At 60.0% G+C, this 22,248-nt stretch carries 22 protein-coding genes and 1 pseudogene; 19 read left to right on the plus strand and 4 right to left on the minus strand.

Going from position 1 to position 22,248, the window contains the following annotated elements; all coding sequences use genetic code 11:
• The first annotated feature begins 43 nt into the window (after positions 1-43).
• From betI to ACZ1HA_RS02935, 4 genes and pseudogenes are all read left to right on the plus strand, one after another.
• Positions 44-619, plus strand: a complete 576-nt coding sequence (gene betI / locus ACZ1HA_RS02920) for a choline-binding transcriptional repressor BetI (protein WP_472712804.1) — start codon at positions 44-46, stop codon at positions 617-619.
• Positions 616-2,123, plus strand: a pseudogene (gene betC / locus ACZ1HA_RS02925) (choline-sulfatase). The gene betI and the pseudogene betC overlap by 4 nt, the downstream one beginning before the upstream one ends.
• 114 nt (positions 2,124-2,237) lie before the next feature.
• Complete coding sequence (gene betA, locus ACZ1HA_RS02930) at positions 2,238-3,896, plus strand: choline dehydrogenase (RefSeq protein WP_472715274.1); 1,659 nt, start codon at positions 2,238-2,240, stop codon at positions 3,894-3,896.
• A gap of 52 nt (positions 3,897-3,948) precedes the next feature.
• A complete protein-coding gene (locus tag ACZ1HA_RS02935) occupies positions 3,949-4,644 on the plus strand; it encodes a thermonuclease family protein (protein WP_472712805.1) in 696 nt (231 codons plus the stop codon).
• Between the two features lie 8 nt (positions 4,645-4,652).
• Here ACZ1HA_RS02935 and ACZ1HA_RS02940 read toward each other — a convergent pair whose 3' ends face one another.
• The gene (locus tag ACZ1HA_RS02940) at positions 4,653-6,053 is read right to left on the minus strand and encodes a helix-turn-helix domain-containing protein (RefSeq protein ID WP_472712806.1); all 1,401 of its coding nucleotides are present in this window, start codon (positions 6,051-6,053) and stop codon (positions 4,653-4,655) included.
• A gap of 116 nt (positions 6,054-6,169) precedes the next feature.
• Positions 6,170-7,390: a multidrug effflux MFS transporter gene (locus ACZ1HA_RS02945; RefSeq protein WP_472715275.1), complete on the minus strand. Its 1,221-nt coding sequence runs from the start codon at positions 7,388-7,390 to the stop codon at positions 6,170-6,172.
• A gap of 182 nt (positions 7,391-7,572) precedes the next feature.
• On the opposite strand from ACZ1HA_RS02945, the gene ACZ1HA_RS02950 reads away from it, so the two are divergent.
• The 8 genes from ACZ1HA_RS02950 (at position 7,573) to ACZ1HA_RS02985 (ending at position 13,727) form a co-directional block, all read left to right on the plus strand.
• Positions 7,573-9,105, plus strand: coding sequence for an acyl-CoA carboxylase subunit beta (locus ACZ1HA_RS02950; protein WP_375228444.1), 1,533 nt, complete (start codon positions 7,573-7,575; stop codon positions 9,103-9,105).
• Positions 9,075-9,497, plus strand: a complete 423-nt coding sequence (locus ACZ1HA_RS02955; protein WP_375228443.1) for a RidA family protein — start codon at positions 9,075-9,077, stop codon at positions 9,495-9,497. The genes ACZ1HA_RS02950 and ACZ1HA_RS02955 overlap by 31 nt, the downstream gene beginning before the upstream one ends.
• The gene (locus ACZ1HA_RS02960; protein WP_472712807.1) at positions 9,494-9,892 is read left to right on the plus strand and encodes a cupin domain-containing protein; all 399 of its coding nucleotides are present in this window, start codon (positions 9,494-9,496) and stop codon (positions 9,890-9,892) included. Before ACZ1HA_RS02955 ends, ACZ1HA_RS02960 begins: the two co-directional genes overlap by 4 nt.
• Entirely contained in the window at positions 9,889-10,278 is a 390-nt protein-coding gene (locus tag ACZ1HA_RS02965; protein ID WP_472712808.1) for a DUF6497 family protein, read from the plus strand. The genes ACZ1HA_RS02960 and ACZ1HA_RS02965 overlap by 4 nt, the downstream gene beginning before the upstream one ends.
• Positions 10,279-10,489: 211 nt before the next feature.
• Positions 10,490-10,633 carry a hypothetical protein gene (locus tag ACZ1HA_RS02970; RefSeq protein WP_375228440.1) on the plus strand — a complete coding sequence of 48 codons (144 nt, stop codon included), beginning with the start codon at positions 10,490-10,492 and terminating at the stop codon, positions 10,631-10,633.
• A gap of 63 nt (positions 10,634-10,696) precedes the next feature.
• Positions 10,697-11,053: a hypothetical protein gene (locus ACZ1HA_RS02975; RefSeq protein ID WP_375228439.1), complete on the plus strand. Its 357-nt coding sequence runs from the start codon at positions 10,697-10,699 to the stop codon at positions 11,051-11,053.
• A 301-nt stretch (positions 11,054-11,354) separates the two neighbouring features.
• Entirely contained in the window at positions 11,355-11,561 is a 207-nt protein-coding gene (locus ACZ1HA_RS02980; RefSeq protein ID WP_375228438.1) for a hypothetical protein, read from the plus strand.
• 120 nt (positions 11,562-11,681) lie between these two features.
• Positions 11,682-13,727 carry an acetyl-CoA carboxylase biotin carboxylase subunit gene (locus ACZ1HA_RS02985; RefSeq protein WP_472712809.1) on the plus strand — a complete coding sequence of 682 codons (2,046 nt, stop codon included), beginning with the start codon at positions 11,682-11,684 and terminating at the stop codon, positions 13,725-13,727.
• A gap of 57 nt (positions 13,728-13,784) precedes the next feature.
• Here ACZ1HA_RS02985 and ACZ1HA_RS02990 read toward each other — a convergent pair whose 3' ends face one another.
• A complete protein-coding gene (locus ACZ1HA_RS02990; protein ID WP_472712810.1) occupies positions 13,785-14,120 on the minus strand; it encodes a DUF4174 domain-containing protein in 336 nt (111 codons plus the stop codon).
• 225 nt (positions 14,121-14,345) lie between these two features.
• Here ACZ1HA_RS02990 and ACZ1HA_RS02995 point away from each other — a divergent pair, with 225 nt between their 5' ends.
• The 7 genes from ACZ1HA_RS02995 to ACZ1HA_RS03025 are packed head-to-tail and all read left to right on the plus strand — an operon-like array spanning position 14,346 to position 20,637.
• Positions 14,346-15,332, plus strand: coding sequence for a hypothetical protein (locus ACZ1HA_RS02995; protein WP_472712811.1), 987 nt, complete (start codon positions 14,346-14,348; stop codon positions 15,330-15,332).
• A complete protein-coding gene (scpA, locus tag ACZ1HA_RS03000) occupies positions 15,295-17,424 on the plus strand; it encodes a methylmalonyl-CoA mutase (protein ID WP_472712812.1) in 2,130 nt (709 codons plus the stop codon). Before ACZ1HA_RS02995 ends, scpA begins: the two co-directional genes overlap by 38 nt.
• Before the next feature lie 12 nt (positions 17,425-17,436).
• Complete coding sequence (locus ACZ1HA_RS03005) at positions 17,437-18,051, plus strand: VOC family protein (protein ID WP_472712813.1); 615 nt, start codon at positions 17,437-17,439, stop codon at positions 18,049-18,051.
• Positions 18,048-18,536: a GNAT family N-acetyltransferase gene (locus ACZ1HA_RS03010; protein WP_472712814.1), complete on the plus strand. Its 489-nt coding sequence runs from the start codon at positions 18,048-18,050 to the stop codon at positions 18,534-18,536. Before ACZ1HA_RS03005 ends, ACZ1HA_RS03010 begins: the two co-directional genes overlap by 4 nt.
• 40 nt (positions 18,537-18,576) lie before the next feature.
• On the plus strand, positions 18,577-19,254 hold the full coding sequence (locus ACZ1HA_RS03015) for a TerB family tellurite resistance protein (protein ID WP_436397582.1): 678 nt from the start codon (positions 18,577-18,579) through the stop codon (positions 19,252-19,254).
• Positions 19,254-20,261: an endonuclease/exonuclease/phosphatase family protein gene (locus ACZ1HA_RS03020; RefSeq protein WP_472712815.1), complete on the plus strand. Its 1,008-nt coding sequence runs from the start codon at positions 19,254-19,256 to the stop codon at positions 20,259-20,261. Before ACZ1HA_RS03015 ends, ACZ1HA_RS03020 begins: the two co-directional genes overlap by 1 nt.
• A gap of 37 nt (positions 20,262-20,298) precedes the next feature.
• Positions 20,299-20,637, plus strand: a complete 339-nt coding sequence (locus ACZ1HA_RS03025) for a hypothetical protein (RefSeq protein ID WP_375228429.1) — start codon at positions 20,299-20,301, stop codon at positions 20,635-20,637.
• On the opposite strand, the gene ACZ1HA_RS03030 is transcribed toward ACZ1HA_RS03025, so the two are convergent.
• Entirely contained in the window at positions 20,634-22,202 is a 1,569-nt protein-coding gene (locus tag ACZ1HA_RS03030; protein ID WP_472712816.1) for a Ppx/GppA family phosphatase, read from the minus strand. The two genes, ACZ1HA_RS03025 and ACZ1HA_RS03030, sit on opposite strands and share 4 nt — an antisense overlap.
• Positions 22,203-22,248 lie beyond the last annotated feature (46 nt).

Below are 22,248 nucleotides of genomic sequence, written 5' to 3' on the forward strand. Positions count from 1 at the left end.
AAAAACCTGTAACGCCGGAATACAGTCTCCCGGGGGAACAGTTATGCCGAAAACCGGAATGGAACCGATACGCCGCACAGCGCTTGTCGAGGCAACGATTGCCGAGATCGGCGCGCGCGGCTCACTTGATGTCACCGTCGGGCAGATTGCCCGCCGCGCGGGCATGTCGACCGCCCTCGCGCACCATTATTTCGGTGGTAAGGACCAGATTTTTCTTGCGGCCATGCAGCAGATCCTGCGTGATTTCGGCGCAGAAGTACGACGTGCGCTGAAAGCTGCGGAAACGCCGCATGCGCGGGCCGTCGCGCTGATTGATGCCAGTTTTGCGCCATCGTGTTTTGCACCGGCAACCATCAGCGCATGGATGACGCTCTATGCGCAGGCGCAGACAAACCCGGAAACACTGCGTTTGCTGCGGCTGTACCAGGCGCGTCTCAGGTCCAATCTGATCCACGCACTCCGACCGCTGAGCGCCCAGCCGGAAGCCCACGCAGAACTCATCGGCGCCCTGATTGACGGGCTGTATCTGCGCGCGGCCCTGTCGCGCTCAAGCAGTGCGGCGGCCGCACGTGATGCCGCCCGCGCAGCGCTGGAAACTCTGATCGGGAGCGGAAAATGACCAGACCCAACATACTCATTCTCATGGTTGACCAGCTCAACGGTACTCTGTTTCCGGACGGGCCTGCGGAATGGCTGCATGCGCCGAACCTCAAAAAACTCGCAGCTAGGTCGACCCGGTTTCGCAATGCCTATACCGCCAGTCCGCTTTGCGCGCCGGGCCGGGCAGCGTTTATGTCGGGGCAACTGCCGTCTGCAACCGGCGTTTACGACAACGCCGCGGAGTTCTGCTCCTCGATCCCGACTTATGCGCACCATCTGCGCCGTGCGGGCTATCAGACCTGCCTGAGCGGTAAGATGCATTTTGTGGGTCCGGATCAGCTGCATGGTTTCGAAGAGCGTCTGACGACAGATATCTACCCTGCTGACTTCGGCTGGACCCCGGATTACCGCAAACCCGGCGAACGCATCGACTGGTGGTACCACAATATGGGGTCGGTCACGGGGGCAGGTGTCGCCGAAATTTCCAATCAGATGGAATATGATGACGAGGTCGCCTTTAATGCGACGCGCAAACTTTATGACCTGTCGCGCGGCGCGGACGCCCGGCCCTGGTGCCTGACGGTCAGTTTCACCCATCCGCATGATCCCTATGTGGCGCGCAAAAAATACTGGGATCTCTATGAGGACTGCGCGCATCTGGAGCCGCATGTTCCGGCTTTGCCCTACGACGAACAGGACAACCATTCAAAGCGGATCTTTGACGCCAATGACTGGCGCAGTTTTGACATCACGCACGAGGACATCCGCCGGTCACGCCAAGCCTATTTCGCGAACATCAGCTATCTGGATGACAAGGTCGGCGAGATTCTGCAGACGCTGGAAGACACGCGTCAGGAGGCAATCATTCTCTTTGTGTCTGATCACGGGGATATGCTGGGGGAACGTGGCCTCTGGTTCAAAATGTCCTTTTATGAAGGTTCCTCGCGTGTTCCTCTGATGATCTCGGCGCCGCAGATGGCACCCGGCCTGCAGACCACGCCGGTGTCCAACATTGATGTCTGCCCGACGCTCTGTGATCTGGCGGGCGTGTCGATGGATGAGGTGATGGACTGGACCACAGGTGTCTCGCTGGTGCCGATGGGGCAGGGGGTGGAGCGCACTGAACCTGTCGCCATGGAGTACGCGGCCGAGGCGTCTTATGCGCCGATGGTGTCGCTGCGGTATGGCCGCTGGAAATACAACCGCTGTGCGCTGGATCCGGATCAGCTTTTTGATCTGGAGGCAGACCCGCATGAACTGACAAACCTCGCGGATGCGCCTGAACATCAGGGCACGCTGCGGAGCCTGCGCGCCAAATCCGAAGCCCGCTGGGACCTCGACGCGTATGACGCGGATGTGCGCAAAAGCCAGGCCCGCCGGTGGGTGGTGTATGAGGCGCTGCGCGAAGGGGGTATTACCCCTGGGACTACCAGCCGCTGCGCGATGCCTCAGAGCAATACATGCGAAACCACATGGACCTGAATGTGCTCGAAGAGAACAAGCGGTTCCCGCGCGGCGAATGATTTTCACAGCAACAAACGGTCACGCAGACGGCTGACGTGATCCGAAGGCGCGCTGACGCGCACACGATTGGCCTGGCGCCTGCGGCGCGGCAAAGACGGAACGACGGAATGACGATGGAAGCGGATTTTGTAATTGTTGGTGCCGGCAGTGCCGGCTGTGCGATGGCGTACCGGCTGAGCGAGGCGGGCGCATCGGTGATCGTGATCGAGTTTGGCGGGACCGATATGGGGCCGTTCATCCAGATGCCGGCGGCTCTGTCTTATCCGATGAACATGAAGCGCTATGACTGGGGGTACACGTCCGAGCCGGAGCCGCATCTTGGCGGGCGTCGCCTCGCCTGCCCGCGGGGCAAGGTGGTTGGTGGGTCGTCCAGTATCAATGGCATGGTTTATGTCCGCGGGCACGCGATGGACTTTGATCACTGGGCCGAAGAAGGCGCTGACGGATGGTCCTATGCGGACGTGCTGCCCTATTACCGCCGGATGGAAACCTGGCACGATGGCGGGCACGGGGGCGACGCAGCGTGGCGCGGCACGGACGGACCGCTGCATGTCACCCGAGGGCCGCGCCGCAATCCGCTGTTTCAGGCCTTTGTCGAGGCGGGGTCTCAGGCGGGGTATCAGGTCACCGGTGATTACAATGGCCGGCAACAGGAAGGCTTCGGGCCGATGGAGCAGACGGTCTGGAACGGACGCCGCTGGTCTGCGGCGAATGCGTATCTGCATCCTGCACTTAAACGACCGAACTGTACGCTGGTGCGGGGTCTTGCCGAGAAAGTCGAGATCAGCGAGGGGCGCGCCACCGGTGTGCGCATTCGGCGGGGCGCGCAGTCTGAGGTCATCCGCGCCCGGCGTGAGGTCGTGCTGGCCGCATCCTCGATCAATTCGCCCAAACTCCTCATGCTGTCAGGGATCGGCCCGGCACAGCATCTGGCAGAACACGGTATCTCTGTTGTCGCGGATCGGGCGGGCGTGGGGCAGAACCTGCAGGACCACCTGGAGATGTACATCCAGATGGCCGCAAGCCAGCCGATCACGCTGTATAAGCACTGGAACCTGGTCTCCAAGGCCGCAATCGGGGCGCAGTGGCTTTTCACCAGGACGGGCCTCGGCGCATCCAACCAGTTTGAAAGTGCCGCGTTCATCCGCTCGCGGGCCGGCATTCCGTACCCTGATATCCAATACCACTTTTTGCCGATGGCGGTGCGGTATGATGGTCAGGCAGCCGCCGAAGGTCACGGGTTTCAGGCACACACCGGGCCGATGCGTTCGCCATCACGCGGCGCGGTCACTCTGCGGTCAGCAGACCCGGAGGAAGCGCCGCGGATATTCTTTAACTACATGTCGACCGACCAGGACTGGGAAGATTTCCGCCGCTGTATCCGCCTGACCCGGGAGATTTTTGCCCAAGACGCTTTCCGGCCGTTTGTGAAACACGAAATCCAGCCCGGTTCAGCCGCACAGACTGATGACGAACTGGATGATGTGATCCGCGAGCACGCAGAGAGTGCCTATCACCCCTGTGGCACCTGCCGTATGGGGCAACGCGACGACCCGCGGTCGGTGGTCGACCCGCAGGCGCGCGTGATCGGTGTTGACGGGCTTCGGGTGGCGGACAGCAGCATCTTCCCGCGGATCACAAACGGCAACCTTAACGCACCCTCCATCATGACCGGCGAAAAGGTGTCTGACCTGCTGCTTGGCCGTGACCCGCTTGCCCGGGCGAATGATGTCCCGTGGGTGCATCCGGAGTGGCAAACCGAACAACGCTGACAGCCCCAAAGCTGCGCTGCGTTAACCGGTCCCAGCGAAGAGAGTTGAGACAATGGCTCTCTGCGCCCATATTGAAGCCGTGGGTAGAGTGGTTTTTCTTATGCTCGCAACCGTTCTGGCGGTTGCGGCGAGCAGTGCATTTGCATTGGCTGGTGTGACCGGGGAGGTGCGCGTCATTGATGGCGACACGCTCGATGTTGGTGACACACGCGTGCGCCTGCATGGCATTGATGCGCCGGAACAGGACCAGACCTGCAAAACCGAACAGGGCCAGCGCTGGAACTGTGGCGCCTGGGTCAGCGACACGGTGCGGGACCGTTATGCCGGCGAAATGGCTGACTGTGAGGAAACAGACCGCGACCGCTATGGCCGTGTTGTCGCTGTTTGTTTTGTTGATGGTACGGATATTGGTGAAGCGCTTGTACGTGACGGGCTCGCCTTCGCTTTCAGGCGCTATTCCATGGATTATGACCTGGCGGAGAAGAGCGCAGCAGTGCGGGATGCAGGGCTGCATGCCAGCCGCGTACAGTCACCGTCGCAGTTCCGCGAAACGCGCGCCGTGGGGCGTATCCCGCCGGACCGCAAATGCCGGATCAAAGGGAATATATCAGCTTCCGGCGTCCGTATTTTCCACGTGCCGGGCCAGCAGCATTATGAACGTACCGGGATCAGGGCGGAACGCGGCGAACGCTGGTTCTGTTCTGCGGATGATGCCATCCGTGCGGGCTGGCGCGCCGCGCGCCGCTGAGCTTGTTGCTACCCTACTCGGTAAGGCAGGACACCGCGCTGGTTGGGATCAACAATCAGCTGACGCTCCAGCGGCGGAACGGCCCGCTGGTGGCAATTTGTCCGTTCGCAGATCCGGCAGGAAATGCCGATCGGTTCGAACGCAGCGTCGCGGCCTGTGTCCATACCATCCGCATAGACCAGCGCGTCCGCATGCCGGACCTCGCACCCCAGCGCGATCGCGTATCGCCGGACCGGCGCGCCGAAACGGCCGGCGTGCTTTGAAACATCGCGTGCGAGGCTGATGTAGCGTACACCGTCGGGCGTTTCCGCAAGCTGACGCAGAAACTGACCTGGCAGTTCGAAGGCACGGTGCACATTCCAGAGCGGGCAGGCCCCGCCAAACCGGGCGAACTGCAGCCGCGTTGCAGAATGCCGTTTGGTGATTGTGCCCGCCTGATCCACCCTGACAAAAAAGAACGGAATGCCCTTGGCGCCCGGGCGCTGCAGGGTGGAAAGACGATGTGCTACCTGCTCGACTGAAGCTCCGAAGTGTCCGGCGAGCACTTCCAGGTCGTGACGACACTCCCGCGCGACACGCTGAAACGCGCCGTAGGGCATCAGGGCGGCACCCGCAAAGTAATTCGCGAGACCAATCTTGGCGATAGCCCGCGCTTCGCGTGTGTGGAATTTCGCCAGATCAAGGGTCGCCTCGAGAAGTGCGTCCTGTTTGACCAGCGCAACCTGCAGCAACAGCTGGAAGGTCTGACTTTCCGGCGGGGCCCGGCGCGACAGCGTCAGGATACCGGTTTCCTCGTCAAAGGAACGGAGCTGATCGGTATCGGCAAACTCCACGGTAACGCCGCTGTTGCCGAGCGTCGCAACGGCAGCGACCCGAATGCTGCGGTGATGGCCCTCTTTGCCGCTGAAGTTCTCGGCGGCGCGATCAACGGCATCAATGTAGTTGTCACAGTAGTGGAAAAAGTCGCGGACTTCTTCCCAGGGGCTTGGTGTGGCGCGGGCATCTTCGCGGCCCAGAGCTTCGTCCAGCGAAGCCAGCCTTTCCTGCATCTGGCGGTAACTGCGGTGCAGCTCCAGAAAGGCGTGGGCAAATCCCGGCGCATTCGATGCAGCCAGCCGCAGATCTGCCAGCGGCGGGGGCGCATCAGCAAACAGAGGGTCAGCCACGGCTTCGCGCATATCACTGACCAGGCGCTCGCTGTCCCCTTCGCTGAGTTCGGTGACGTCCAGCCCGAATTCCTGCGCCAGCGAAAGGACAACCGTCGTGGACACCGGCCGGTTGTTGTTTTCCATCTGGTTGAGATAGGGCAGCGACACTCCAAGCCGCGCAGCAAAGTCTTTTTGGGTGTGTCCGATGCGGGTCCGGACTTCGCGCAGCTTTGCGCCGGCATAGAGTTTCTGGGTGGCCATTCTGGCGGCTTTCCGTTTCAGAGTTTGCAGCTTTGCAGATTCGCCCACGCTAGCTTTGCAAACCCACTCGGGCAAGGTCGCGCAACATGGTTAATGATGCACTAACGCCCGAGCCGTCAGGCAGCGTTTCCCAGTCTTTTTTCCCGGGCATAGACAGCAAGAATGGAGGCCACCGCGGCCAGAGCAGTACCACACATAATATACAGCAGCGGCATCGCGCCGGTTTCCGGACCCAGAAGGGCGCCGGCCAGCGCGCTCAGCGCGGCCCCGCCGCCAATCATGATCGCGCCGCCAAGTCCCGATGCGGTGCCCGCCAGATGAGGTCGGACAGACAGCATGCCAGCGGTTGCATTCGGAATAACCAGCCCGTTGCCGAGGCCAACAAATGTCATAAGGCCAAAGAAGCTCAGCGGGGTGCCCTGGCCTGCCAGAAAGATGGACATCGACAGCAGGGTTCCGGTTGCGTTGATCAGGCATCCAACGAGTACGAGACGGTTGAGCCCCACTTTCTGTGCGAGCATCCCGGTGAACATGTTGCCGAAGAAATAGCCGATTGCCGGGGCTCCAAAGAAGACGCCGACCCAGAAAGGTGAGAGCCCGAAGACAACGGATCCGACAAAAGGCCCCCCGCCCAGATAGGCGAAAAAGGCACCGGAGCAGAAACCGGCCGCAAGGGAATACCCCCAGAAGCGGGGCGACATGAGCAGTTCGGGGTATTCTGCAAACTGCTGCAAAAGAGTTTTACCGCTAGCCTGAGCTGTTTCACCCTGGTCCGCCCAGGCGAGCCAGAGGGTCAGGGCACCCAACAGAAAAAGCGCCCAGAAGTTGGCCTTCCAGCCAAACAGCTCATCCAGAACGCCGCCAAGCATCGGGCTAATCATGGGCACGATCGCCATACCCATCGTCACATAGCCGATCATCGATGCCGCGCGGTCCTGGTCGAACATATCGCGCACAGCGGCGCGGCTCAGAACCATTGATGTTGCTACCACCGCCTGACACATGCGGAAAAACAGGAACGTCTCGACAGTCGGGGCGAATATGCAGCCCAGCGTCGCCAGCAAAAAGATGCCCAGACCTGCAAGGATCACAGGGCGTCTGCCAAACTTGTCGGATACAGGGCCGATAAAGATCTGCAAAACGCCGCTGATCCCAAGATACAGAGCGACAGACAACTGCATGACGCTGTAATCTGTCTGAAAATGCTCTGTCATTTTCGGAAGGCTTGGCAGAAACATATTCATGACAATCGCGGACATCCCTGCAAGAAGGATCAGTGTCGCGATATGTGGAGGGGTCGTCCGGTCAAGAAACCGGATCACAGGCTCTTTCTGCATCCAGGAAACGTAGGCATCACAATTGATGTTGTCCACGCATACCAGCCTTGCGCTTAATGCATATTTGCTGATTTGCGATTTGCATCATGCATGATGGAAAGACTTTGCAAATTTGCGAGATTCCGCTTCGGTTGTCCCTCTGCCTTGTTTACAGTGCCGCCAGTCACAGCAGGGGACAGGCAATGAAAGACATTCTGGGTCAACTCGAAGAGCGCCGCGAGGCAGCACGTCTTGGTGGCGGGCAAAAACGCATAGACGCGCAGCATGGGCGCGGCAAGCTGACTGCGCGCGAACGTGTGGAACTGCTGCTCGACGAAGGCAGCTTTGAAGAATTCGACATGTTTGTCACGCACCGCTGCACAGAGTTTGGCATGGAAAACCAGAAGCCGGCAGGTGACGGTGTGGTCGCTGGCTGGGGCACGATCAATGGCCGGCTCGTGTATGTGTTCAGTCAGGACTTTACGGTTCTGGGGGGCTCTGTGTCGGAAACGCATGCCCGGAAAATCTGCAAAATCATGGATATGGCCGTGCAGAACGGCGCGCCGATCATCGGGATCAACGACTCCGGCGGTGCGCGCATCCAGGAGGGCGTGGATTCCCTTGCCGGATATGGTGAGGTGTTCCAGCGCAATATCACGGCCTCCGGCGTTGTGCCGCAGATCAGCGTCATCATGGGGCCGTGCGCCGGCGGTGCCGTGTACTCTCCTGCCATGACCGACTTTATCTTTATGGTCAAAGACAGCTCTTACATGTTTGTGACGGGTCCTGACGTGGTGAAGACTGTCACCAATGAGCAGGTCACAGCTGAAGAACTTGGCGGCGCGGGAACGCATACGAAAAAGTCTTCTGTCGCGGATGCGGCGTTTGAAAACGATGTGGAAGCCCTGGCCGAAGTACGCAGACTGGTCGATTTCCTGCCGTCCAATAACCGTGAAAAACCGCCCGTCCGGCCGTTTTTCGACGCACCGGATCGCATTGAGCCATCGCTGGATACGCTTGTGCCGGACAATCCGAATACGCCTTACGATATGAAAGAGCTGATCCTGAAGCTCGCGGATGAAGGCGATTTTTATGAAATTCAGGAGGAGTTCGCCAGAAACATTGTCACCGGGTTCATCCGTCTTGAGGGGCGCACCGTCGGTGTTGTGGCGAACCAGCCTATGGTTCTGGCGGGCTGCCTCGACATTGACAGCTCGCGCAAGGCTGCCCGCTTTGTCCGTTTCTGTGACGCCTTTGAAATCCCGATCCTGACATTGATTGATGTGCCGGGCTTCCTGCCGGGTACGAGCCAGGAATATGGTGGCGTTATCAAGCACGGCGCCAAACTGCTCTATGCCTACGGTGAAGCAACGGTGCCGATGGTCACGGTTATTACGCGCAAAGCCTACGGCGGTGCATATGTTGTGATGTCGTCCAAGCACCTTCGGTCTGACTTCAATTATGCGTGGCCGACAGCCGAAATCGCGGTGATGGGCGCCAAGGGCGCAACCGAGATCATTCACCGTGCGGATCTGGGGGATGCGGACAAAATTGCAAAACACACCGCCGATTATGAAGAGCGGTTTGCAAACCCGTTTGTCGCTGCAGAACGCGGCTTTGTGGATGAGGTGATCATGCCGCGCACAACACGCAAACGGATTGCGCGGGCCTTTGCGTCGCTGCGGAATAAGCAGACGCAGCTTCCTTGGAAAAAACACGACAATATTCCGCTGTGACCGAGTTCCACAACATATCGGATGCGCCCGAGCATGTGGCTCCTTTTTCACACGCGGTGGAAGCGGATGGCTGGGTCATTCTGACAGGCCAGATGCCAACGGTTCCGGGGGCGCCGGATGCCCCCCTTGCCGAAGGCGTCGCTGCACAGACGCGCCAGGTGATGGAAAACCTCGAAACCGTGTTGAAAGGCCTTGGCCTTGATCTCAGCGACGTTGTTCAGTGTCGCTGTTTTCTGACTGAATTCGAACGGGATTATGCTGCATTCAATGAATGCTACCGCAGCTTCTTCCCGGCTGACCGCCTGCCTGCGCGTACAACAGTGGGTGTCACGGCGCTGGCTGTGGGCGCTCTGGTCGAGATCGACTGTGTCGCACGACGGAGACAGGCATGACGCGGTTGTGGAAAAACCAGGCCTTTACGATTGCGCATGCTGACAACGGGCAGTTCGAAGGCGCCGGCCTGCGCCCGTTTTTTGAATACCGCGACCTTGGTATCAGCAAGGCAACCGCGGGCGCTTACGGCGCGCATGTGATCCGCGCGGTACCTGGCATGGAAAGCCCGGCCGCCTGGCACAGTCATGACCTTGATTTTCAGATGGTTTACGTGACCCGTGGGTGGGTTGTCTTTGAATATGAAAACAGTGGTGAACAGGTGCTGCGCGAAGGCTCCTGCGTTCTTCAGCCGCCAGGCATCCGGCACCGTGAGGTCCGCCATTCTGACGATCTCGAGCTGATTGAGATAACCTCTCCGGCGGAATTCGACACCAAAGATGAGGCAGCTCCGTGAGCCTGTCGCGTCCACAGATGCCGGAAACCGGTCAGCATGCGTCCGGTGTTTCGGAAAGGTTGCCGTCCGGCCAGACCGCAGAGCTTTTCGAGGTGCTGACGGATCAGGTTGGTGATGATGCGTGGCTGCGGTTTCGGTTTCTTGCGCCGTCTATTTCGCGGGAGCATGGAACTGTCAGTTTTGCCGAAGCAGAGGCAGATTTCGAACATCTGTGCACGAATATAGCGCTGCCCTACATGGCCCACCATCAGCTGAAAACAGACGTTGTCTCGATCGCGCTGCTGGATCAGCCGGCCCCGTTTGGCGCGACGGATGAAAGTGTGACCCAGTTTGTGGACGCGTTTCGCGTATCAACCGGAGCGTGTGTCTGGGAGGACCCTTGGTGATATATCTGATGAACCAGAAACGGATGGCGTCGTCGGGAGAGCTTGAGTCTTTCCGGCCACATTTCCGCCGGTTTGTTCGCGCTGCATATCATTTGCCGGCGCGTTGCAGTATCGTGTCGGGTGGGCGTATGGGACATGCGCCCGGCAGTAAAAGCTGGCCCGACTTTATTGTAATGCGGGCACAGCGCAGCAACACATACAGGAGACAGAGATGTCGAAGAGCATCAGAATACTGGCAGTTCTCTGCGCAGCAGCCTTCGTGGCCGCATGTGCACAGGAGCAGGAAGAGGAATTCGTCGTGGTGGACCCTGAGCCCATCTCGACCGAGCCGACATACACCGGCAAATACAAGTAAACAGATCACAGGCCAGGCCTGGGGGCCTGTGCCTGACCCGGTTTCGGCGGATGGGGTGCTATGATGCTGAAACACAGGGGCTTTCCCGGCCGGCTGGCGGGTACAGATTATCAGTTCACCCTCAGACGTTTTAATCCGCGCGGCGTAACGCGGCTGGTGGCCCGTGAACGCTTCCGTGACCGGAAGCCGGCGGACCGGCGGGCAGATGCTGCCTTTTTTCAGGCGCTCTGGGAGCATTTCGGAGACGCGCCGTTCGAGCGCGGTAATCTGGATGCGGGCCGGTTGTCCTGGCTTTTCGGGCGCGAAGTTATTCCTGCGGAGGACCCATTTGATCCCGAGAGTTACGAGGCGCTGCTGGTGATCGATCCAGCCGTTGCGCGCGTGAGTTTCCCCGAAGCATTTGACGGAGGATCGGCATGATTTTGCCAACCGGTTCGGTCAATGGGCGGGACATGGCTCATTCCGTAAGGCGCGGACTGAGTGCCTTGAGCGATTCAACCACTGCGCGTACTGGTGGTCTATCGGCCGCAAGCGAGTATCCCCGCAGCGCGGCTGTGTACAAACTTCGTACCCCTTCCCCTGGCGGACAGTGCGGCGCTAAGCGCCCTATACTGTCCGCCTTTTTCACGCGGGGGCCAGGGTATCACAATCCCGTGTTGCGGGAACCCGAGCAGCGCTCCGGCGTTTATCTGTCGGAGCGAGAGATAAAAGGAGCACAATCATGCCCATCAGAGCGTTCATTCTTTCCATTGCGGCCTGCGCGTCGCTTGCAGCCTGTGGTCAGAGCCTGGGCGACCAGGCAATCGGCGGTGGCGCAATCGGCGCAGGTGCGGCGGTTATCGCCGGCCACAGCGCGCTGCAGGGTGCGGCCATCGGTGCCGCAGGCAATATCGCTTACTGCCAGCTCAACCCGGGCAAGTGTTACTGATCCTTCGGCAACGCTGAAAACGTATTCTGACAGGCCGCGCGTGTCCGACACGTGCGGCTTTTTCGTGCCTGAAACTCAGGCCCGGACCAACTTCTCTGCACAATCGAAAAGGGACATCTGATGTTCAAAAAGATCCTGATTGCCAACCGGGGTGAAATCGCCTGTCGTGTTATCAAATCTGCCCGCAAGATGGGTATCACCACGGTTGCGGTCTATTCAGACGCCGACAAACAGGCGCTGCATGTGCAGATGGCAGACGAGGCGGTCCATATCGGCCCGCCGCCTGCCAATCAGTCCTACATCGTGATCGACAAGGTGATGCAGGCCATTAAAGACAGCGGTGCTGAGGCAGTGCATCCCGGTTACGGTTTCCTGTCTGAGAACGCGAAATTTGCCGAAGCGCTTGAGGCCGCAGGAGTTGCTTTCGTCGGGCCGCCCAAGGGTGCAATTGAAAAGATGGGTGACAAGATCACCTCGAAAAAGATCGCTCAGGACGCAGGTGTTTCAACAGTTCCGGGATATATGGGGCTGATTGAGGACGCGGAAGAGGCAGTGAAAATCTCCGGCGAGATCGGCTATCCGGTGATGCTCAAGGCCTCCGCCGGTGGTGGCGGCAAGGGTATGCGGATCGCCTGGAACGACGACGAGGCCCGCGAAGGGTTTCAGTCTTCCAAAAACGAGGCAGCAAACTCTTTTGGCGATGACCGGATTTTCATCGAGAAATTCGTCACGCAACCGCGCCATATCGAAATCCAGGTGCTGTGCGACGCGCATGGCAATGGCATCTATCTCGGCGAGCGGGAATGCTCGATCCAGCGCCGGAACCAGAAGGTGGTCGAAGAAGCGCCGAGCCCCTTCCTCGATGAAGCAACGCGCAAAGCGATGGGTGAGCAGGCGGTCGCGCTCGCACAGGCTGTGGGCTACACCAGCGCGGGAACGGTCGAATTCATAGTTGATGGCGACAAGAATTTCTACTTCCTTGAGATGAACACCCGCCTTCAGGTGGAGCACCCGGTGACCGAACTGATCACCGGCGTTGACCTGGTGGAACAGATGATCCGCGTGGCCAATGGCGAAAAGCTCTCGATCACTCAGGATGATGTGACCCTGACTGGCTGGGCGATTGAAAACCGCCTTTACGCCGAAGACCCCTATCGCGGGTTTCTGCCGTCCATCGGCAGGCTGACGCGCTACCGTCCGCCGGCCGAAGTTGCCGCCGGACCGCTGCTGGAGCAGGGCACATGGCAGGGGGATGCGCCTGCGGGCGATATGGCCGTGCGCAATGATACCGGTGTCTACGAAGGCGGCGAGATCAGCATGTACTATGACCCGATGATCGCCAAGCTCTGCACCTGGGCACCAACGCGTGCGGATGCGATCGAAAAGATGCGTGTGGCGCTCGACAGCTTCGAGGTTGAGGGGATTGGTCACAACCTGCCGTTTTTGTCAGCCGTGATGGATCACCCGAAATTCGTGTCAGGCGATATGACAACGGCGTTTATTGCGGAGGAGTACCCTGACGGCTTTGAGGGTGTCGATCTGGCGGAGAATGAGCTGCGCCGTATCGCGGCAGCCTGTGCCGCAATGCACCGTGTGGCAGAGGTGCGCCGGGCGCGCGTTTCGGGTCGCATGGATAATCATGAGCGCAAGGTCGGGGATGACTGGAACGTGCGCCTCAGTGGGCAGGCCTTTGACGTGGTGATCGACGCGCAGGCCGATGGATCCACGGTTCGTTTCGATGATGGCAGTGAACTGCGCGTATCCGGCGACTGGACGCCCGGCGATCAGCTGGCCGAGATGACAGTGGACGACCGTCCGCTGGTGCTGAAGGTGGGCAAGATCAGTGGCGGCTTCCGTGTCCGGACCAGAGGGGCCGAGATGAAGGTACATGTCCGCACCCCGCGTCAGGCCGAGCTGGCCCGCCGGATGCCGGAAAAAGTGCCGCCCGATACGTCCAAAATGCTGCTCTGCCCGATGCCGGGGCTGGTTGTGACCGTGAATGTTGCCGTCGGTGACGAGGTGCAGGAAGGTCAGGCGCTGTGCACGATCGAGGCCATGAAGATGGAGAATATCCTGCGTGCTGAGCGCAAGGGCGTTGTGTCAAAGGTCAATGCCGGTGCCGGAGACAGCCTTGCAGTGGACGACGTCATCATGGAGTTCGAATAAACCTGAGATGACGGAGATATGCCGCATATCCCCATGCGTGCCCGCCCGGGAAGAAGGTCAGCGGATCTCTTCCTTGCGGGCACGGATTTCACGCTGCCGCATGGGCATTTTGTCGATGCTGCGCGAGATTTCCCGGACGTCCCAGGGGAAGGGTTTGCGCAGTTTGACACCGCCGTCCTTGCCGAGGATTGCCAGCATAAATCCGCGTGGCCGGAGTTTCCGTCGGATATCTGACAGAACACCTGGGTTTGTATCCGTAATCACAACGACATCGCGTTCGCGCAGTGCATCCTCGCGGGCGCGCAGCAGCTCAAGCTGTTCCACAAAAGCAGGATCGTTTTCGGAATCCGCAAAAACGACAACGGGCCGGTTTTTCCACCTAAATTGGCTCAAATTGACTTCATCCATTGTGAAAAATAGCGGATTCCCGGGGGTTTCCCCGTTCGCCGAAAGTGGACCCGAAATGGCGAAAACGCCAATGAGAACAAGGGGTAGTAGTACTTTCATCATGCCTCCTGCTGCTCTCTATATAATCCTGCCTGCGCGCGATGCGATGGGCAAGGGCAGCAATTTCGCCATTAAATCTGCTGCAAGGGTTTATCGGGTATGAACGCGTGCGTGACTACATACCCGCCGTTTCGCGCGGCCCTTGCACAGCTGGCAAAAACGATCATGGACGTAACTCTGCATATTGGTGCGCACCGCACCGCGGCTACCGGTTTTCAGGACTATCTGCGCCGGCACCGAACCGACCTGGAAACCCGGGGCATCGCTTTCTGGGGGCCGGGCAGCACACGGCGCGGGTTATTTTCCGGGTTACTTCCGTCGGCAAAGGGAACGGTTTCTGCAGCGCGGCAGGAACGGGCCGCGGGCCGGATCCGGTTGCGGCTGGATCAGACCCGGCGTACCGGCACCAGCCATCTGATCATCAGCGATCAGAATATGATGGGCAGCCTTGGGAATAATATGCGCGAGCGCGCGCTCTACCCGGCTGTCGGCGAGCAGATTGCACGGTTCGCCGGTGCTTTTGATGGCCGGATTTCCGCAGTCATGCTTTCGGTGCGCAGCCTTGATCTCTGGTGGTGTTCTGCGCTGGCGGCGGGTGTAAGCCGGGGGCACCCACTGCCCGAAGCAGCAGACATAAAGACCATCGCAACCTCAGAACGCGGATGGCGCGATGTGATCGCGGATGTTGCCTGCGCATTGCCTGGTGTGCCGCTGCGGGTTCTGCCGTTTGAGCAGTTTGCAGGGCGACCCGATGCATTGTTCGCCTGTGGCGCGGAAGCGGATGCACCGCGCGAGACGTCCCGCCAGTGGCTCAGCCGGGCGCCCGCGCTGCCGGAACTGCGGCGGGCGTTGCCACCAGGCAGGGGACAGCTGCCCTTTGGCATGGGGCGCTGGAACCCTTTTGACAACGAACAACATGCGGCACTTCGCGAGCTTTATGCAGATGATATTATGTGGCTGACCGCCGGTGCGGATGGTCTGGCCACGCTGACAGAGGACGACACCCGGACAAGAGTTGCGCAAACGCAGCCAGCCGGGCAGAGGATGGAAGGACAGACAGATGAGCACGAAAAAGGACGACTGGCGCGCCCTGGCTGAGGCAGAACTGCGGGGCCGGCCTGTTGAGGACCTGACCTGGCAGACCCTTGAGGGTATCGGGGTGCAGCCGGTCTATACCGAAGACGATATCAAAGGGCTTGGTCATCTCGGCGGCATCCCGGGTGAGGCGCCTTATACGCGCGGCGTCAAGGCAACGATGTATGCCGGGCGTCCCTGGACCATCCGCCAGTACGCGGGGTTTTCCACCGCGGAGGAAAGCAATGCTTTCTACCGCCAGGCTCTGGCCAATGGCCAGCAGGGGGTTTCGGTGGCTTTCGATCTTGCCACGCATCGTGGATACGACAGTGACCATGAACGCGTTATCGGGGATGTGGGCAAGGCCGGGGTCGCGATTGACAGCATTGAGGACATGAAAATCCTCTTTGATGGGATCCCGCTCGACAAGGTGTCTGTGTCTATGACCATGAACGGCGCGGTGATCCCGATCCTCGCGAATTTCATTGTCGCCGGTGAAGAGCAGGGGCACGATCGCGCGGTCCTGTCGGGCACCATTCAGAATGACATCCTGAAGGAATTCATGGTGCGGAACACATATGTCTATCCGCCTGAGCCATCCATGCGGATCATCGCGGATATCATCGAATACACCTCCAGCGAGATGCCGAAATTCAATTCCATTTCGATCTCCGGATATCACATGCAGGAAGCCGGCGCGAACCTCGTCCAGGAGCTGGCCTTCACCCTTGCGGACGGGCGGGAATACGTGCGCGCGGCGATTGACCGGGGCATGGATGTGGACAAATTTGCGGGCCGCCTGAGCTTTTTCTTTGCCATCGGCATGAACTTTTTCATGGAGGCGGCCAAACTGCGCGCAGCGCGGCTGCTGTGGTCGCGCATCATGTCTGAGTTCAATCCGAAAAACCCAAAGTCCTCGATGCTGCGCACCCACTGCCAGACATCCGGCGTGTCCCTGCAGGAACAGGACCCCTACAACAACGTGGTGCGCACGGCCTATGAGGCCATGAGTGCGGTGCTGGGCGGGACCCAGTCACTGCACACCAATGCGCTGGATGAGGCGATTGCGCTGCCCACAGAGTTTTCCAGCCGGATCGCGCGCAACACACAGTTGATTCTGCAGGAAGAAACCGGTGTGACCAATGTGGTCGATCCGCTTGCGGGCTCTTACTACGTGGAAAAACTGACAGCTGATCTTGCAGATGCGGCGTGGAAACTGATCGAAGAAGTCGAAGAGATGGGCGGCATGACCAAAGCCGTGGCTTCCGGCATGCCCAAGCTGCGCATTGAAGAGGCCGCCGCCACGCGGCAGGCCAACATTGACCGCGGCACCGAAGTGATCGTGGGCGTCAACAAATACCGGCGCGACAAGGAAGACCCGATCGACATTCTGGACATCGACAATGCGGCCGTCCGTCAGAGCCAGATCGCCCGCCTGGAGAAAGTGCGCGGGACGCGGGATGCAGCCGCCTGTGACGCGGCGCTTGCGGAACTGGGACGGCGTGCATCTGAAGGTGGGAACCTTCTCGAAGCGGCGGTTGAAGCCGCCCGTGCGCGCGCCACAGTAGGAGAAATCAGCATGGCAATGGAAAAAGTTTTCGGGCGTCACCGGGCAGAAGTCAAAACCCTGGCAGGTGTTTATGGCGCGGCCTATGAGGGCGACGAGGGTTTCGCGGCCATCCAGAAATCGGTTGAGGATTTCGCCGAAGAAGAGGGTCGCAGACCCCGCATGCTGGTGGTCAAGATGGGTCAGGACGGGCATGACCGGGGCGCAAAGGTCATCGCAACGGCCTTTGCTGACATCGGGTTCGACGTGGACGTCGGCCCGCTGTTTCAGACACCAGAGGAGGCCGCTCAGGACGCCGTTGACAATGATGTGCATGTGATCGGCATCAGCAGTCAGGCGGCGGGCCACAAAACCCTCGCACCACAGCTGGTCAAAGCGCTCGAAGCGGCCGGTGCAGGCGACATTCTGGTCATCTGCGGTGGTGTGATCCCGCAACAGGATTATCAGTTCCTCTATGATGCCGGCGTAAAGGCGATCTTTGGACCAGGTACGAATATACCGGAGGCCGCACAGGACATCCTGCGGCTGATCCGGGATGCCCGATCCTGAGAGGTCGCGGCCGTGCTGCTGGATCATCTCGCTGTTTCGGGTGCCACACTCGCCGAAGCCACAGCGCATGTGGAAGACGCGCTTGACGTCAGGATGCAGCTTGGCGGTGAGCATGAAGTGTTCCACACCCACAACACGCTGCTGGGTCTGGAAGATGGTCTTTATCTTGAGGCGATTGCCGTCAACCCGGATGCGCCCGATCCGGACCGCCCCCGGTGGTTTGATCTGGACCGTTTCTCCGGCCCCGCGCGTCTGACCAACTGGATCTGCCGCAGCGATGATCTTACCGGTGAACTGGCCGCTGTTCGGATGGATCTTGGGGCACCTGTTGCGCTGCAAAGAGGTGATCTGCGCTGGAGCATGGCAGTGCCGGCCAGTGGACGGCTGCCCTTTGACAACTGTGCGCCTGCGTTGATCCAGTGGCAGACAAAGGTGCATCCGGCAGAGAAACTGGCACCAGCCGGCGTGCGCCTGAAACGTCTGACCATCCGACACCCGGATGCTGATGATCTGGGCGGGGCGCTGAGGGATCATCTGCAGGATGACAGGATTGCTTTTGAAGCCGGAGAGGCGGGGCTGCACGCGGCCTTCGGAACTCCGCATGGCGAAAGGATGCTGGGGTCATGATCAGGCCGGCAGTGCCTGACGACGCGCCCGATATTGCACGGCTTTGGAATCATATGATCCGGGAAACGCTCAGCACTTTTACCACGCAGGAAAAGAGCGTGGAGGAGATCACAGATATGTGCCACGCGCGCCAGGATGCGTTTTTTGTGGCGGAAACAGATAGGTCTTTCGCCGGGTTTGCGACCTTTGCGCCGTTCCGGTCCGGCCCGGGTTATGCTGCGACTGCCGAACACACCATCCTTGTGACACCCGAAGCCGAAGGGACGGGTACAGCCGCGCGACTGCTGGCAAGCGCTGAGACCGCAGCAGGCCGGCAGGGCATTCATGTGATGGTGGCGGGTATCAGCGGCACCAACCTGCGCGCAATCGCATTTCATGCGCGGGAAGGGTACGCGGAAGTTGCGCGGATGCCGGAAGTCGGGCGCAAAAACGGTGAATGGCTGGACCTTGTGCTGATGCAGAAAAACCTCTCCGCGTCACGTTGACGGCCTGACATACCCCCGCGCGCGGGATAAGGTGCCGGGCATGTCGATCTGGTCCCGCATCACTGACGCGCTTTCAGCACTGACGGCCGGAGAAGGTCTGTCAGCCGTTTTCGACCGCCTGCGCAGTCCACCTGAGAGATCGGTTGCTTTTGCCATCGCTGTCATTGCCCTTGGCGCCAAAATGGCGAAGGCGGACGGGCATGTAACGCGCGACGAGGTAACGGCGTTCCGGGAAGTGTTTCACATCGCCTCACGCGACGAACAGGGTGCCGCGCGGGTGTTCAATCTCGCCCGTCAGGACGTGGCGGGATATGAGGATTATGCTGAACGGATCAGCGTCATGTTCAGCGCACAACCCGACACCCTGCGCGATCTTCTGGAAGGGCTGTTTCACATTGCGATGGCCGATGGATTCTATCATCCCAACGAAAATGCCTTTCTGGAGCGGGTGACGGAAATTTTCGGACTGCCCGAAGCTGAGTTTAATGCGCTGCGCATGCGCTTTGTGCCTGACGCACCGCTTGATCCCTACACTGTGCTCGGGGTGGAACCCGGAACGCCCAAAGATGAAATCCGCCGCGCCTGGCGGCGGCTTGTCCGGGAAAACCATCCCGATGCGATGATTGCGCGGGGGGTACCGGAAGAGGCGGTGCAACTGGCGCAGAAGCGCATGGCTGACATCAACCTGGCCTGGGAAGAAATCGAAGGTCGCGCCTGATGCGCATTGCCACCTACAACGTCGAATGGTTCAACAATCTCTTTGACGATCAGAACAGGCTTGTGCCGGATGGCGAATGGTCTGCGCGGTATCGTGTGACGCGCCGGGCGCAGGCGGACGCGCTGGGGGTCGTTTTCCGGGCAATGGACGCGGATGCGGTGATGATTATCGAAGCACCGGATACCGGCGGCGGCCGCAATGCAGTTGAAGCGCTTGAAGACTTTGCCGCGCATTACAGTTTGCGGACCACCGAGGCGCTGACGGGTTTCGCCAACGACACGCGTCAGGAAATTGCGTTGCTTTACGACCCCGGCGCGCTGCGGGTCCGGCATGCACCGCGTGCGGGCACGGCGGACGTGCCGCGTTTTGATGGGAATTTTGCGATTGATCTCGATGTCGATGCGACACAGGACATCGTGCAGTTTTCCAAACCACCGCTGGAGCTCGACATCACCACGGCGTCCGGCACGGTGTGTCATCTGATCGGCGCCCATCTGAAATCCAAAGCTCCGCACGGCGCCAGAAACGACGCTGATGTCATGCGGATGGCGATTGCCAACCGGCGCAAACAGCTGGCCCAGGCAATCTGGCTGCGCGCGCGCGTGGATCAGGTTCTGGAGGGCGATACGCCGCTCATGGTGATGGGCGATCTCAATGACGGCCCGGGGCTGGATGAGTTCGAGGGGCTCTTCGGCCGCTCGTCTGTCGAGATCGTGCTGGGTCAGGATGGGCAGCTGCCGCTTTTCGATCCACATGCGGCACAGGCGCTGTCCCGCCGGTTTGGTGCGCGCCCGACAACCTCAAGGTTCTGGATTAAAAAGGAAAAACGCTACCTTCAGGCATTGCTGGACTACATTATGGTGTCGCCCGGTCTGCGCTCCCGGGACCTGGTCTGGCGCATCTGGCACCCGCTGGATGATCCGGAATGCTGGAGTGACCCCGCACTGCGGGAAGCACTGGTAACGGCTTCTGATCATTTCCCCGTCACGATCGATCTGGACATCTGACATCGGAGAATCGCAGCAGATACTGTATGCTTGCGTCATGAAACTTTCGTTTTGCACATTCCTTGCTGCGGTTTTGCTGACCTCGCCCCTGGCCGCGCAGGAGCAGGAACCACCGTCACTGATGGAGCGGGGGATCCAGCAGTTTCTGGAAGGTCTGTTGCTGGAGGCGGAGCCCGCGCTCGAAGGTATGGCGGACTTTGTTGAGCAGATGGGCCCGGCACTTGCTGAGCTGATGCAGCAGATCGGTGACTGGTCGGCTTATGAGCCGCCGGAAATTCTGGACAATGGAGACATCATCATCCGCCGCAAACCGTCAGCGCCTGATCCGGCAGACCCGGAAGCGGATGAAACCATGCCGCCCGCGATTGACCTTTAACGCTTTCGTTTGATTTCGACCGATGCCTGCAGCGAGGCTGCCAGCGACATCAGGCGGGCTTCGGCCACTTCACCGAAGAGCGGCACCATATCCCTGGTCAGCCGCAGCTCCAGCAGGCGTTTTTTCGGGTACCATTTGAGCGTCCCGCGTTCGGCGTCCTGGGTCATCCAGAGCATCGCGCCGAAACGCATGGCTTTGCCCAGAATTTCGGCATCAAGCCGGGTCTTTTCATCAATCAGTTCGTAGAGGTTTTCAAACCGGGTGCCTTCACGTTTGTTCGAGTACCGGTGCAGCAGGGCAAGCCCGAGGAAAACGCGTTCGGAGTGCTTCAGCCCCCCAAGGTTGGCCCGGGTCGCATTGTCAAAACAGGTTTCTGCCCGGTAGTCGGGGTGTGCACGCCAGCTCACATCATGCAGCAGACAGGCTGCTTTGATGAGGCGTCGGCGGGGTTCGGGGACCTTTCGGAACAGCGGGTGAATAAACGCATAGAGCAGTTTGCCGAAGCCGGGCATCCGGGCATCCTTGGCCTCGGCGAACCTGCAGGCTTCGATCAGCGGGTCCCGGTCGCGCAGACGCTGAGGCATCTGTTCATAAAGCATACCTTCGCGGATCCCGTAGCTGGAGATCGCAATGTCCTTGGGGCTGAACACCCGGACAAGGCGCTTGAGAACTTCCGCTGCAAGCGGGACAAGGCTCATCCGCGCCGAAGAGATGCCGCAGGCGGCACGCAACTCCGACAGATCAGCAGCCTGGATGTATTTCACGGTGGCCGTCACGCTGCGCGCCGTCATCCGGTATTCGTGAAGCACGTGCAGCGGATAGCCCCGGCGTTGCATGTCGATCCGGGCGATGGCCCGCCAGGAGCCGCCCACCAGAAACAGACGGTCGCGCTGATCACCCATGACATCGCGCATCGTTTCAAGCGTTTCGCGGATATGCCTGTCGCGGCCCTTTTTGCCGCCCGGCACATCGCGCAGCTTCAGGGGGCCGAGCGAGGATGTCATCCGCTTGCCAACGCGCCCGCCACTGATCTCGGCCAGCTCCATCGAAGAGCCACCAATGTCGCATACCAGACCATAAGAGCCAGGCCAGCCAAGCAGAACGCCCTGAGCGGAGAGGCGCGCTTCTTCGTCGCCATCAATCACCCAGATACGCAGTCCGGTTTCGCGTTTTACCTCATCGCAGAAATCCTGCCCGTCGCTGGCATCGCGCACCGCAGCTGTGGCCACGACCGTCAGGGTGGGCAGGCCCATGCCCTGCGCAAGATGCTGAAAACGACGCAGCGCGTTCAGGGCACGAACGCGGCCCTGCGGGTTCAGAATGCCTGATTCTGACAAGCCGGCACCCAGCGCACACATGATTTTTTCGTTGTAAAAATAGGCAGGTGATCTGGCCGCACCGTCAAAGACAACCAGCCGGACCGAGTTTGATCCCACATCCACCACGCCCACTCGTGACAGCGCTCGTGCACTGGGATCCTCGAAAAGAGGGCGTCCAAACAGCCCGGCATCCGGGTCTGACGCGTCCTGCGCGACGGGGGCGGGTTTGTCCGGGTGCTGATTCATAAGATGTCCGCAGCTGTGCCGCCACCCTGTGCAAAATCGTGCGGCG

This window comes from Roseobacter sp. S87 (assembly GCF_055693285.1).

Excerpts from the sequence above, each read along its gene's own strand:
- betI (WP_472712804.1), top strand. The coding sequence starts at position 44 with ATGCCGAAAACCGGAATGGAACCGATACGCCGCACAGCGCTTGTCGAG.
- betA (WP_472715274.1), top strand. The coding sequence starts at position 2,238 with ATGGAAGCGGATTTTGTAATTGTTGGTGCCGGCAGTGCCGGCTGTGCG.
- ACZ1HA_RS02935 (WP_472712805.1), top strand. The coding sequence starts at position 3,949 with ATGGCTCTCTGCGCCCATATTGAAGCCGTGGGTAGAGTGGTTTTTCTT.
- ACZ1HA_RS02940 (WP_472712806.1), bottom strand. The coding sequence starts at position 6,053 with ATGGCCACCCAGAAACTCTATGCCGGCGCAAAGCTGCGCGAAGTCCGG.
- ACZ1HA_RS02945 (WP_472715275.1), bottom strand. The coding sequence starts at position 7,390 with ATGCAGAAAGAGCCTGTGATCCGGTTTCTTGACCGGACGACCCCTCCA.
- ACZ1HA_RS02950 (WP_375228444.1), top strand. The coding sequence starts at position 7,573 with ATGAAAGACATTCTGGGTCAACTCGAAGAGCGCCGCGAGGCAGCACGT.
- ACZ1HA_RS02960 (WP_472712807.1), top strand. The coding sequence starts at position 9,494 with ATGACGCGGTTGTGGAAAAACCAGGCCTTTACGATTGCGCATGCTGAC.
- ACZ1HA_RS02970 (WP_375228440.1), top strand. The coding sequence starts at position 10,490 with ATGTCGAAGAGCATCAGAATACTGGCAGTTCTCTGCGCAGCAGCCTTC.
- ACZ1HA_RS02975 (WP_375228439.1), top strand. The coding sequence starts at position 10,697 with ATGCTGAAACACAGGGGCTTTCCCGGCCGGCTGGCGGGTACAGATTAT.
- ACZ1HA_RS02980 (WP_375228438.1), top strand. The coding sequence starts at position 11,355 with ATGCCCATCAGAGCGTTCATTCTTTCCATTGCGGCCTGCGCGTCGCTT.
- ACZ1HA_RS02985 (WP_472712809.1), top strand. The coding sequence starts at position 11,682 with ATGTTCAAAAAGATCCTGATTGCCAACCGGGGTGAAATCGCCTGTCGT.
- scpA (WP_472712812.1), top strand. The coding sequence starts at position 15,295 with ATGAGCACGAAAAAGGACGACTGGCGCGCCCTGGCTGAGGCAGAACTG.
- ACZ1HA_RS03010 (WP_472712814.1), top strand. The coding sequence starts at position 18,048 with ATGATCAGGCCGGCAGTGCCTGACGACGCGCCCGATATTGCACGGCTT.
- ACZ1HA_RS03015 (WP_436397582.1), top strand. The coding sequence starts at position 18,577 with ATGTCGATCTGGTCCCGCATCACTGACGCGCTTTCAGCACTGACGGCC.
- ACZ1HA_RS03020 (WP_472712815.1), top strand. The coding sequence starts at position 19,254 with ATGCGCATTGCCACCTACAACGTCGAATGGTTCAACAATCTCTTTGAC.
- ACZ1HA_RS03025 (WP_375228429.1), top strand. The coding sequence starts at position 20,299 with ATGAAACTTTCGTTTTGCACATTCCTTGCTGCGGTTTTGCTGACCTCG.
- ACZ1HA_RS03030 (WP_472712816.1), bottom strand. The coding sequence starts at position 22,202 with ATGAATCAGCACCCGGACAAACCCGCCCCCGTCGCGCAGGACGCGTCA.